Annotated in this window: 10 protein-coding genes; 3 read left to right on the forward strand and 7 right to left on the reverse strand. The window is 73.8% G+C overall.

Annotated features, from left to right (window positions below; translation table 11 throughout):
- Positions 1-39: 39 nt before the first annotated feature.
- The 3 genes from ACZ514_RS28610 (at position 40) to ACZ514_RS28620 (ending at position 4,290) form a co-directional block, all read left to right on the forward strand.
- Positions 40-1,584: a serine/threonine-protein kinase gene (locus ACZ514_RS28610; protein WP_469126020.1), complete on the forward strand. Its 1,545-nt coding sequence runs from the start codon at positions 40-42 to the stop codon at positions 1,582-1,584.
- Between the two features lie 142 nt (positions 1,585-1,726).
- Positions 1,727-3,052: a hypothetical protein gene (locus ACZ514_RS28615; RefSeq protein WP_469126021.1), complete on the forward strand. Its 1,326-nt coding sequence runs from the start codon at positions 1,727-1,729 to the stop codon at positions 3,050-3,052.
- A complete protein-coding gene (locus ACZ514_RS28620) occupies positions 3,049-4,290 on the forward strand; it encodes an MFS transporter (RefSeq protein WP_469126022.1) in 1,242 nt (413 codons plus the stop codon). Before ACZ514_RS28615 ends, ACZ514_RS28620 begins: the two co-directional genes overlap by 4 nt.
- A gap of 130 nt (positions 4,291-4,420) precedes the next feature.
- Here ACZ514_RS28620 and ACZ514_RS28625 read toward each other — a convergent pair whose 3' ends face one another.
- The 7 genes from ACZ514_RS28625 to ACZ514_RS28655 are packed head-to-tail and all read right to left on the reverse strand — an operon-like array spanning position 4,421 to position 12,225.
- On the reverse strand, positions 4,421-5,332 hold the full coding sequence (locus tag ACZ514_RS28625) for an aminoglycoside phosphotransferase family protein (protein WP_469126023.1): 912 nt from the start codon (positions 5,330-5,332) through the stop codon (positions 4,421-4,423).
- Complete coding sequence (locus ACZ514_RS28630; protein WP_469126024.1) at positions 5,329-6,651, reverse strand: MFS transporter; 1,323 nt, start codon at positions 6,649-6,651, stop codon at positions 5,329-5,331. The genes ACZ514_RS28625 and ACZ514_RS28630 overlap by 4 nt, the downstream gene beginning before the upstream one ends.
- Positions 6,644-7,828, reverse strand: a complete 1,185-nt coding sequence (locus ACZ514_RS28635) for an ATP-grasp domain-containing protein (protein ID WP_468701192.1) — start codon at positions 7,826-7,828, stop codon at positions 6,644-6,646. The genes ACZ514_RS28630 and ACZ514_RS28635 overlap by 8 nt, the downstream gene beginning before the upstream one ends.
- On the reverse strand, positions 7,825-9,048 hold the full coding sequence (locus ACZ514_RS28640) for an ATP-grasp domain-containing protein (RefSeq protein WP_469126025.1): 1,224 nt from the start codon (positions 9,046-9,048) through the stop codon (positions 7,825-7,827). The genes ACZ514_RS28635 and ACZ514_RS28640 overlap by 4 nt, the downstream gene beginning before the upstream one ends.
- A gap of 57 nt (positions 9,049-9,105) precedes the next feature.
- Complete coding sequence (locus ACZ514_RS28645) at positions 9,106-10,332, reverse strand: ATP-grasp domain-containing protein (protein WP_468701197.1); 1,227 nt, start codon at positions 10,330-10,332, stop codon at positions 9,106-9,108.
- A gap of 50 nt (positions 10,333-10,382) precedes the next feature.
- On the reverse strand, positions 10,383-11,174 hold the full coding sequence (locus ACZ514_RS28650) for an SDR family NAD(P)-dependent oxidoreductase (protein WP_468701199.1): 792 nt from the start codon (positions 11,172-11,174) through the stop codon (positions 10,383-10,385).
- A gap of 58 nt (positions 11,175-11,232) precedes the next feature.
- A complete protein-coding gene (locus ACZ514_RS28655; protein WP_468170272.1) occupies positions 11,233-12,225 on the reverse strand; it encodes an aldo/keto reductase in 993 nt (330 codons plus the stop codon).
- Between the last annotated feature and the right edge of the window lie 10 nt (positions 12,226-12,235).

Raw genomic sequence — 12,235 nt, forward strand, 5'->3', positions numbered from 1 at the left:
CCGTGAGCGGGGCCGGGCGCGTTGGGTTAGGTTCCGGGCGTGACTCACGATCGCGGAGGGCTGCTGGGCGGCCGGTACCGGCTGGCGGAACTGCTCGGCCAGGGCGGCATGGGGACGGTCTGGCGGGCCCACGACGAGCAACTCGACCGCGAGGTCGCCCTCAAGGAGCTGCGGCTCCCCGACGACCTCGACGCCTCCGGGCGCAAGGCCTGGATCGGCCGCCTCGACCGCGAGGCACGGGCGGCAGCCCGGCTGAAACACCCGGGGGTCATCACCGTCCACGACCGGATAGCCGGCGATGACGGGCGTCCGTGGATCGTGATGGAACTCGTCCACGGCCGGTCCCTGGACGATCTGGTCAAGGAGGACGGTCCGCTTCCGCCGGCCCGGGTGGCGCAGATCGGTCTCCAGGTCCTGGACGCGCTGCGCGCCGTGCACGCCACGGGTGTCACCCACCGGGACATCAAACCCGCCAACGTGCTGCTCGAGGGCGACCGGGTGGTGCTGACCGACTTCGGGATCGCCGCCGTGGAGGGCGAGGCCGGTCTGACCCGGTCGGGGGCGCTCATGGGGACCCCCGTCTACATGGCCCCCGAGCAGGTGCGCGGGCTTCCCGCGACCGCCGCCTCCGATCTGTGGTCGCTGGGCGCGACGTTGTTCACCGCGGTGGAGGGGCATCCTCCGTTCGGCGGCTCCGGTTCCTGGGCCGTCTTCGTCGCCATCGCCACCGAGGAGCCCGCTCCCGCCGTGCGCGCGCAGGAGCTCGCGCCCGTGCTGGAGGGCCTGCTCCGCAAGGACCCGGCGCGGCGCCTCACCGCCGACGAGGCGCACGGCCTGCTCGCCGGGCCGGCGGGCGGGGCCGGGCCGTCCGGGCCGGCGGGCGGGGCGGCTGCGGGTGACGCGTCCACGCTGAGGCTGGGCGCGTCACCCGGAGCCGCCCCGGGGGCGGAACCGCTGGTCCCTCCGCCACCCGGCCCCGCCCGCCGCGCCCGCCGCGCCCGGCGGAGGTACGCGCCGGGGCTGGCGGTGGTCTTCGTGGCGGCCGCGTTCGCGATTCCCTGGTGGCTGCCGGCGTCCAGGTCCGGCGCCGACGACGGCCGCGGCCGCGCGACCGGTTCCACGACGTCCGCCCGCCCTTCCTCCTCCCCCTCTGCGACCCCGTCCTCGTCTCCCCCGCCCTCCTCGCCCACGCCCCCCGCCTCGCCCAGTCCGAGCCCCACTCCCACGCCCAAGCCGACGCCCGAGCCCGCGCACACCCCCCTCGACCGCCGGGCCATCGAGCGCGTGTTCGCGGTCTACATGAACGGCCTGGCCGACCACGACATGACCTCGCTGCGCCGGGGCACCTGCCCGCGGCTGCGCTCGACGCTGCTCGGATTCGCCCTCAACGGCTACTACGTGGACCGCTGGGAACTCCTGCCGTACGAGATCCCGCCGGACCGGGACGAGCTCAGCGTGGAAGCGAGGATCACCCGACGGGACCCCGTGACCGGGAAGCTCGCGGGCGACGTCCTCAACCAGTGGATCATCGAGCGGGACGCGGACCAGCAGTACTACGTGTGCGGCTGGCTCAACGAGGAGTGACCCACCCCAGCCCTTTGCCAGATTGGGCAACTTAGTTTGCCGTTGTTGACAAGTCGCTTTCCGTGCTGGGTTAATGAGGTGCCACACTGTTGCCCGAATTGGCAATGTCGGGCGCGGCTTCAGAGCACGAGGAAGGCAGCGCATGGAGAACGCAAGCCCCCACAGGATCCTGATCGTGGGCCTCGACCGCTACGGCATGCGGGCATGCGTCCGCCTCGGCCTGGAGGTCACCGTCGTCTGCGGCGCGGCCGCCTGGGACCAGGGGCACATCGCGATACCGGACGAGGTCACGGTCATCCGCGTCGACGACCACACCAGCGCCGAGGCCGTGCTCATGGCGCTCGCCCGCGCCGGGCTGACCTCCGGGTCCTTCGACGCCGTGTACACCACCACGGAGGACTCCCTGGTGATGGTCGGTCTGCTGGCCGCGCACCTCGGTCTGCCCGCCGTGCCGCCCGATGTCGCGGTGCGCTTCCGGGACAAGGCGGTGCAGAAGCGGGAGATCAGGGCGGCGGGCCTGGCCACGGCGGAGACCGTGGTCGTCGACGACGTCCACGACGTCGCCGGGATCAGCCGGCTCCCTTCTGACCGGGCCGTACTGAAGCCGGTCGCGGGAGCGGCCACCGAGCGGACGACCGTCGTGTCCTCGGTGGCGGAGCTGCGCGGCCGCAGCGAGGAGTACCGGCGGCAGGGCACCGCGCAGCGCACCTTCGTCCTGGAGGAGTTCGTCCGGGGTGAGGAGTGGATAGCCGACGGTGTGGTGTTCGAGGGCGAGCTGCTGTTCTGCGCCCTCGGCCGGTACGGCGACCCGTGCCTGACCGCCGTCGACAGCGGACGCCCGCTGAACTTCCGCCACTTCGACCCCGCCGAGGAGGGCTGGGCCTACGACCGGGCCCTTCCCGTGGTGTCGGCCTCGCTCGCGGCGCTGGGCCTGCGGGACGGGATGTTCCACATGGAGCTCTTCCACGACCCCGGGACCGGTGCGCTCACCTTCGGCGAGTGCGCGGCGCGCCGGGGCGGCGCCCTCGTCCAGGAGGTCGTGCACGCGAAGTTCGACGTCGACCTGGCCGCGTGCGCCATCCAGGTCGCGCTCGGACGGCGTCCCGAGATCGACGTCAAGATCCGCCCGGGAGCCATCGGCGGCGCGTATCTGACCGCCGGTGCGGGGCTGCTGCTCGACTGTCCCTCGGCGGACCAGGTCATGGCGCGGCCGGGGGTGGAGTTCGTCCGGATCGAGCGGCCCGTCGGCGCGCACACCCCGGCCGTCTCCGGTACGAACCACCGGATCGGCCAGTTCATGGTGGCGGCGGACACCCCCGAGGAGTTGCAGCGGCGGTTCGCGAAGGTGTGGGACTGGTTCGGGCCGCAGGTGAGGATCGTCCCGGACGGGCTCACGCCGCGCGAACTGCGCGCGCTCCAGCCCGCGCTGCGCCCCGGTGTCCGCTTCGGGGACGCGCTGTGGCGGTGACGGCGACCGTGCCCGGGCCCGCCCGGGGCGGCGGCCTGCGCAGGCTGCTCCCCGCATCGCCGGCGCAGCGCGTCCTGACCTTCGCCACCTTCGCCAACAGCTTCGGCGGCGGGATGTTCACCACGGCGAGCGCGCTGTACTTCACGCGCGTCGTGGGGCTGCCGGCCGGGCAGGTCGCCATCGGCCTGTTCGGCGGGGCGATGGCGGGCCTGGTCGCCGGGGTCCTGGTGGGACGGCTGGCGGACCAGTGGGGACCCAAACGGGTGCACGTCACGGTCATGCTCTGCGGCGGGGCGGTGATCTCCTGCTTCACCCTGGTCGGTTCCTTCTGGTCCTTCCTGGCGGTCTCCCTGGTCGCGGGAATGATCATTCCCGCGGACGTGGCCAGCAAGGCGCCGCTCATCCGCGGGGTGGCCGACGGGAACCCCACGGTGCTCATCGGCTACCTGCGGTCGGTGACGAACCTGGCCCTCGCGCTCGGCTCGGTCGCCGCCGGCTTCGCGATCCAGATCGACAGCCGGCCCGCGTACCTGGCCCTGGTGGTCTGCCGGGCCCTGGCGTACGTGAGCTGCGGCCTCATCCTGCTGCGGCTGCCGAGGATCGCGGCCGGCGCCGGGAAGCGCGAACGGGGCTGGGCCGCGCTGCGCGACCGCACGTACCTCAGCGCCACGCTCGTCAACGCGGTGCTGTCGCTGAACTACGCCGTGTCCGGGTTCCTGCTGCCGCTGTGGATCGTCGCGCACACGAGCGCGCCCCGGTGGGTGGTCTCGGCGGTCCTGGTGCTCAACATGGCCTTCGTGGTGCTGCTCCAGGTCAAGGTCAGCCGCGGGGTGCGGGACGTGCACGCGGCCGGCCGGCGCATGGCCTGGGCAGGTGCGGCCTTCGCCGCCGGGCTCACGCTCATGGCACTGGCCGACGGGCCCTCCCGCTGGACGGCGACGGCGCTGCTCATGGGCGGCATGGCCGTCTTCGCCCTCGGCGAGCTCTGGTACGCGGCCGCCTCGACCCAGTACTGCTTCGGGCTCGCGCCCGCCCGCCTGCAGGGGCAGTACGCCGGGGTGTTCGGGCTGGGCAGCGGGGCCGTGCAGGCGGTCGCCCCGGCGGTGATGAGTCTGTTGCCGCTCGGCATGGGGCTGCCGGGCTGGCTGGTGCTCGGCGGGCTCCTGCTGTGCGTCGGCCTGGGCAGCGGGCCGCTGGTGGCCCGGGCGGGCAGGACCGGGCCGGCGGCATCGGCCTGAACGGCCGCCCGCGGGGCGGGTGGGCGAACGGGCGCGGCGGACACGGCGGACACGGCGCGACGGGAGCCGGGCCGGAGGGAGGACCTCCGGCCCGGCTTCCGCGCGGGACGACCGCGGGCGGAGGCGGACGTCAGGAGCGGTGGTGGTCGGCGATGGCCTCGGCCGCCGCGCGGTGGCCGGTGCGTGCCAGGACGGGGTTGCGGCCGCCGCGGTAGTAGTGCTCCGCGGTGAGCCCGAAGCGCAGGGCCCAGCCCCGTCCCCGGGCCCACGTGGCGTCGTCCACGCCGGCCGCCTCGCGGAAGGCGTCCCGGGTATCGGCGGTCAGCAGGGTCCAGGCCGCCATCAGATCGCACGCGGGGTCACCGACGCCCACGAGCCCGAAGTCGATGACGGCCGTGAGCCGGCCCTGGCGGCCGAGCAGGTTTCCCGGCAGCAGGTCGCCGTGCAGCCACACGGGTGCGCCCCGCCACCCCGGTGCCCGTACGGCCGCCTCCCAGGCGGCGGTCGCCGCCCCGGCGTCGTGCGTGCCGTCGGCGCCGAGGTCCCGGATCGCCGCCCGGACCTCGTCGTCGGCGGTGTCCACCGGACCGCCGCGGAACGAGCGCGGTCCCCCGGCGGTGCCGACGCGGTGGAGCGCCGCGAGGAAGCGGCCCAGCGCGGCGGCCGCGTCCCGGAGTCCGTTTCCGTCGAGGGGCCGGTCGTACAGGTTCTCGCCGTCGAGCCAGCGGTACACCGACCAGGCGGACCCGTACCCCTCCCCCGGAGCCCCGTGCCCCAGCGGCTCGGGCACCTCCAGGGGCAGGTGCGGGGCGAGGTGCGGCAGCCAGCGCTGCTCGGCGGCAACCTGCCCCTCGGCGCCGGGGACGCGGGGGAGGCGTACGGTCATGTCCTCGCCCAGCCGGTACATGGCGTGGTCCGTGCCGGACGAAGCCACCTTCCGTACGGGCAGGCCCGCCCACCGCGGGAACTGCGCCGCGATCAGCCGCTCGACGAGCGACTCGTCGATCCCGGCCCCGTCGGCACGCTTCGTCACACCGGTCACCTCTGCTTCCCCGGGGTCGACGCCGGATCCGGCGCCGGATCCGGCGCCGCCTCCGGCATCCTCGTACAGGCCACGACGAACAGCACCCACCCGGCGAGCGAGGCGACCGCGAAGACCAGCAGCGAGTTCCACAGGCCCAGCCGCTCGCCCATGACGCCACCGAGGAACGCGCCGAGGGGGAACGGCCCGTACGTGAGCATCCGGTACGCGGCGGTCGCCCGGCCCAGGACGTCCGAGGGGATCACCGTCTGGCGGAACGCCACGACGTGGACGTTGTAGATGGTCAGGCCGAATCCGTAGACGGCGAACGTCAGCGTCGCCAGGGCGAAGTTCCAGCCGGTGCCGGCCCCGGTCGGCAGCAGCAGCACCGGCGCGACGGACGAGGCGCTGCTGGCCAGGATCAGGATCCTGGGGAATCCGAACCGGTTGCCGGCCCGCTTGGCCACCGCCGCGCCGGCGAGGGAGGCGACGCTGCCGAAGGCGAGGACGAAGCCGACCCCTCCGGCGTCCATGTGGAGTTCCTTGACCGCGTAGACCAGGAAGAGGGTGAGGATCGCCTGTTCGCACATGTTGAACCAGCCGGCCCGCAGACTGAGCATGCGCAGGATCCGGTTGCGCCACAGCAGCCCGAAGCTGGTGACGATGTCGGCCAGGCGCGGCCGGCCGGCCGCCTCCGGGTCGCGTGCCGCTTCCCGGTGCCGGATCAGGAGCATCGCCACGAACGCCGCCAGGTAGGCGATGACGTTGGCCAGGATCGCGAACCAGGCGCCCAGCACCTTGATCAGCAGGCCGCCGAAGCCGGAACCGCCGATCTGGGCGACCGCGTACGAGCCCTGGAGCTTGCTGTTGGCGTCCACGAGGTGCTGCTGCGGCACGAGCGCCGGAAGGTAGGCGAGGTAGCCGACGTCGAACACGGCGGTTCCGGAGCCCACCACGAACGCGACGGCGCACAGCGCCGGGACGCTCAGGCCGTCGGTGAGGTAGAGCACCGGCACCACGGCCAGGGCCACGGCCCGCACCGCGTTGGCCACCAGGATGACCAGCCGCCGGTCGAACATGTCGATCACGAGGCCGGCGAAGGGGGTCACGCACAGCGCGGGCAGGAACTGCATGGCCGTCACGAGGCCGACTTCCGCCGCGCTGCCTCCCAGGGCGCCCAGCACCAGCAACGGGAGTGCCAGCTGGGTCACCTGGGAGCCGAGCGCGGCGACGGTCTCCCCCGACCAGAGCTTGAGGAAGTCGTGGTTGTGCCACAGGCCCCGGCCGGGCCGGCCGGGGCCGGCCGGGGCGTTCGCCGTCCGGCTCCGGGGGCTAGTCACCGCGGTACTCCTCGGCTCCGTCGCCGAGGGCGGCCAGCGCCGCGGCGGTCTCCTCGCGGGTGCCGGCGAGGATCGCGTATCCCAGCCGGTCCTCGGGGCCGCGCGGTATCCGGGCCACGGTCCCCTCGCCCGCGAAGTAGCGCAGTTCGCGCAGGGTGTCCACGAGCGGCGGCAGGGCGGCGGTCTCCCAGGTCACGGGGTGGCGGAACGGCGTCTCGCCGTCGCCGACGAAGAACCGGATGGCGGAGCGTTCGGCGGCCGGTGTCCCCTGGGTCGTCCGCCCGCCCACCACCGCCGCGAGTTCGGCGGTGTTCAGGTTCCAGCCGGTGGCCAGCTCGACGAGCCGCGGGATCTGGCCGCCGGCCGGGCGCCCCGCGATCTCCATCAGGACGGGGCCCTCGTCGGTCATGCGGAACTCCGCGTGGGAGACGCCCGCCTCCATGCCGAGCGCGTCGAGCGCGCGGACCGTCGCCTCCGACAGCAGCTCGCGCTCCGTGTCCGAGACCGCCGCCGGGGAGACGTGGGCGACCTCGACGCAGTACGGCGGCCGGGTCAGGTACTTGTCGGTGATCGCGAGGACCTGGGTGTCACCGGGTGCCCAGGTCACCGCCTCGACGCTGTACTCCTTGCCGGTGACGTAGCGGTCCACGGCGACCCGCCCGCTCGCGGCCAGCGCGGCGGCGGCGCGGAAGGCCTCGGCGAGTCCGTCCGGACCGTCGACGACCTGGACGCCGCCGCTGCCGCCGTAGTCCGTCGGCTTGACCACGACCGGGAAGCGGCCGCCGGCGAGGGACACGCACTCCTCCACGGTGCGGGCCACGCCGAGCTGCGGCGAGGGGAGGCCCTGCTCCCGCAGCCGTCCGTGCATGACGCCCTTGTCCCGGAAGTGGCCCGCGGGCATCCGCGGCGCCGGTACGCCGAGCTTGCGGGCGACCTCCCGGGCGATGTCGGTGGACAGTTCCTCCCAGCAGAGGATCGCGTCCCACGCGAAGCCGGCCGAGCTCGCCGCTTCGAGCATGGAGTCGACGGAGAAGCGGTCACCCGCGCGCCACCAGTCGCACTGGTTGACGGGGACGCGGTGCGGCAGGTCGATGATCCCGACGAAGTGCCCCGCGTCGCGCAGCGACTTGAGTCCGAACTCCTTGTTGTCGCCGAGTCCGGCGATCAGCACCTTCATCGTGCTCCCGCCTTCCCGCCGAACACGGCGAAGCCCTGCTCAAGCTGCCGGAAGGCGGACTCGACCGAGCAGCGCAGCAGGCCCGCGGCGTCGAGCTCCTTCACCCAGCGCTTGCCCGCCTCCACGTCGCCGACGGTGGTGACCAGCTGCATCCGGTCGGTGTTGACGAAGCAGCGGTTGGTGGGCTTGCGCGCGGTCACCCGCATGACGTCGGCGCCCTCGGGGTGCTCGGGCACCTCGACGCCGGGGATCTCGGCCGACGGCAGCTCGATCGCCACCGCGCGGGTGCGCGCCCCGGGCAGCGGCTCGCCGAGCGCGGCCGCGGTGAACACCGCGTGCGGGTCGGTGCCGCTGCCCGTGGCGCCCAGGTCGGAGAGGCCGCCGAGGCGCGGGTTGATCTCGAGCACGACGATGTCGTCCTCGACGACCGCGAAGTCGATCTGCCACGGGCCGTACGGGGCGAAGTTGTCCTGGATGTCGGTGAGGAACGCCTCCAGACGCGCCGCGGCGCGCTCGGGGAGGGCGTACGGGGTGACCCGTGCCCGCTTCGAGGGGTCGAGCCCCGCGTCCAGCGGGCCCATGGAGACGACCGGCCAGCGCATCAGCTCGCCGTCCGCGCTGATCAGCTCGATGCCGGTCTCCTCACCGACCTTGAACGCCTGCACGATCGCGGGGAACGCCAGGCCGCCTTCGAGTACCGCGTCGAGTTCCTCGGCGGAGGCCGCGAAGAAGCGGCCGTCGCCCGCCTGGGCCTGGGCTTCCTTGATCACCAGCGGGAAGCCCAGCTCCCGGGCGGCGCCGGCGACCTCGGAGGCGTCCGCGCAGACCGCTCCCGCCGGGACCGGCCAGCCGCGCTCCACGCCCGTCTCGTGCAGCTTGACCTTGTCGCAGGCCACCTCCGCGAACTCGGCGGAGTGGGCGACGAACCGGCCGTCCCACCGCGCGGCGGCCCGGCCGTAGACGATCGGCAGCTGCTCCTGGCCGTGGGCGTAGGGGTTGGCGATGGCCACGTCGGGCCGCTCGGCGTCCAGTACGCGGACCACGTCGTCCGCGTCCCAGTCCAGGCTCAGCGGCTTGACCTCGACGCCGGTGGCGTCGAACTCGAGGGCCGGGTCGAACTCGACGGCCGAGTACACGACGAAGTCCGTGTAGCCGCGGTCGCGCAGGACCGGCAGGAACCTGGCGATCTTGTACTCGCCGAAGATCAGGGCCTTCTTCATGGGTGTGTCTCCATCTTGTGCGGAAAGCGGAAGCGGGAAGGGGGAGAGGGGGCTTGCTCAGACGGGCAGGGGCTTGCCGAGCACGGCCGTGGCGTCGGCGAGCTTCAGCAGGCGCGCGTCGATCTCGTCGATGCCGGAGCCGGTGGCGATGACGTATCCGGCGCGGCCCAGGAACTGCCGCGGCGGCAGCCGCAGCTCGGTGCCCGGGTCGCTGACCCGCCGCACCTCGCGCACCCAGGGCTCGCCGGCGAGCGCGGCCGGGACCTCGATGTCCTCGAACGTCAGGTCCTCGGCGGGGTACAGGAAGCGGATGCCGACCAGCTGCTCCGGTGCCGGGATCGGGCCGGGTTCGCGGCCGGTGGCGACCGCGCCGAGGAGCGCCCCGACGGACAGGCCGGGGATCGCGATCTCGGCGAGGCGCGGGATGAGTTCCCCGCCGAGGCGGCCGTTGACCTCGACCACCTTGGGTCCGTCGGCGGTGAGCATCAGCTCGGTGTGGGTGACCGTACGGTCGATGCCCAGCGCCTGGTTGGAGCGGATCACCACCTCGCGGACCGCGGCCTCGGTCTCGCTGTCGAGGACGGTGCCGACGACGTGCGCCACCTCCTCGAAGAACGGTGCGTAGCCGGTGCGCTTCAGCGCGATCGCGTAGGGCTCGACCCTGCCGTCGAGCACCCAGCAGTCCACGCTGATCTCCGGGCCGACGAGGAACTCCTCGATGAGGACGAGCCCGTCCTCGATGGCCGCGTTCTCCGAGCTGCGGGCGAAGTCGAACGCCGCGCGCAGCTCTGCCTCGGAGCGGACGATCTGCACCGCGACGCTCGCGGCCCGGCCGCGGGGCTTGACCACCACCGGGTAGCCGATGGCGCCGGCGGCGTCGACCGCCTCGGCGAGGGAGCCCGCGAGGTGGAACCGCGCCGACGGTACGCCCGCCTCCTGGAAGCGCTTGCGCTGCTCGGCCTTGTCGCGGCACGCCCGCGCCGCGTCGACCGGCATGGTGGGCACGCCCAGCCGGGCGCCGACCGCGGCGGCCCGCGCGATCAGCATCTCCTCCCAGGTGATGACACCGGTGATGCGGTGGTCCGCGGCGAGTTCCTCGGCGGCCGCGAGGACCGCCGCCTCGTCCTGGAGGTCGGCCTCCCGGTGGTCGGCCGCGTACGGCAGCTGCCAGTCCAGCGGGCGCTGTCCGATGAGGACGACCCGGTAGTGCTCGGCCAGTCCGCGCAGCGCGTACTCCCGGAAGTGCAGGTAGCCCGAGCCGATGACGAGAACGCTGTCCAGCATGTGCTCACTCCTCATGAGGTCGTGGGGGGCGCGTGCGTCCGCCCGGCGCGTCACCGGGAGGCCCGTTGCGCGTCGACGATGCGCCGGCCGCTGTCGTCCGGGGCGCCCCGCCCCTGGAGCCGGGCGGCCACGGCCGGGAACTGCACCGACAGGGCGCAGCGCAGCCGCAGCTTGAGCGGCGCGATGTTGATCTCGCCGCGGTCGTGCGTGATGGCCCGGAGCACCGCCGACGCCACCTGGTCCGGTGTGACCGCCCGCGCGCCGCGGGGCAGGGGCGCCCCGGTGCGGGCGAACATGCCCGCCTCCGCGACGAAGCCGGGCTGGACGAGCGACACCCCGACGCCCGCGGGGCGCAGGTCGAGCCGCAGGGCGTGGGCGAAGCCGCGGAGTGCGAACTTCGACGCCGTGTACAGCGACGAGTCCGGGGTGGCGGCCTTGCCCGACATCGACCCCACGAACACGAGGTGGCCGCGGCCCGCGCCGGTCATCGCCGGTGCGAGGAGCCGGGCCAGGACGACCGCCGAGCGCAGGTTCACGGCCAGGGCGCGGTCGATCTGCTCGGGGGTGTACTCGAGCAGGTCGCCGCTGGCCGGCAGGGCGGCGTTGGCCACGAGGATGCCGGTGCCCCCGCAGGACGCCGCGAGGTGTTCCACGTCGTACGGGTCGGCGAGGTCGGCGGCCACCCACCGGGCGCCGAGCGGGCCGGCGAGGGCGCGCAGCGCGTCCGGGTCGCGGCCGGTCAGGATCAGGTCGGCGCCCGCCCCGGCGAGTCGGGCGGCGAGCGCCCGGCCTATGCCTCCGGTCGCACCGGTGAGGAGGACGGTCTCTCCGGCGATCTTCATCCTGCGGCTCCTGGGAAGGGGTGGGCGGGGACGGGTGGGGCGGGTGGGCGGTCCGCGGTCACCAGAGGTGGTGCACCTGGGCGCGGATCCGGCGGTCGTACAGCTCGCGCAGCCGTTCGAGGGTCTCCCCGGGCAGCGCTTCCATGGAGCCGACCGCGGCGTTGGACCGGGCCTGGGCCACGGAGGTGGCGCCGGGGATGACGGTGGTGACGCCGTCCTGCTGGGTGACCCAGCGGAGGGCGAGCTGTGCGGGTGTGGCGCCCACGGGCACCATGCCGGTGAATTCACCCGCGGCGGCGAGGCCGGTCTCGTAGTCGACGCCGGAGAAGGTCTCGCCGACGTCGAACTGCTCGCCGTGCCGGTTGTAGGTGCGGTGGTCGTCCTCGGCGAAGACGGTGTCGCGCCGGAACTTCCCGGAGAGCAGGCCGGAGGCCAGCGGCACGCGGGCGATGACGCCGACGCCCGCGGCCCGGGCGGCCGGCAGGACCTGTTCGAGCGGCTTGCGCCGGAACACGTTCAGGATGATCTGCACGGAGGCGACGTTCGGCCGGGCGAGGGCGGTCATGGCCTGGGCGCAGGTCTCCACGCTGACGCCGTACGCCGTGACCCGGCCCTCGTCGACCAGTACGTCCAGGGCGTCGAAGACCGCGTCGGACTCGAACACGGCGTCCGGCGGGGTGTGGAGCTGTACGAGGTCGAGCGTGTCCACCCCGAGGTTCTCCCGGGAGCGGTCGGTCCAGGCGCGGAAGTTGTCGAGGGTGAACGCGCCGAGTTCCTGTGCGCCGCGGCGTCCCAGTTTGGTCGCCACGGTGGGCCGTTCGCCCCGCGAGGTGCGGAACTCCCGCAGGAACCGTCCGATCAGCCGCTCGCTGCGGCCGTCGCCGTAGACGTCGGCGGTGTCGATGAAGTCGACGCCGGCCTCGACGGCCGCGTCGAGGATGGCCCGGACGTCGTGCTCGCGCACATGGGCCCATCCGTCGCCGAACTGCCACGTGCCGAGCCCGATGACGGAGACCTTCCGCCCGGTCTTGGTCAGTAGTCGCTTTTCCACGCGCGTGCCT

The organism is Streptomyces sp. NPDC034086, assembly GCF_055575515.1.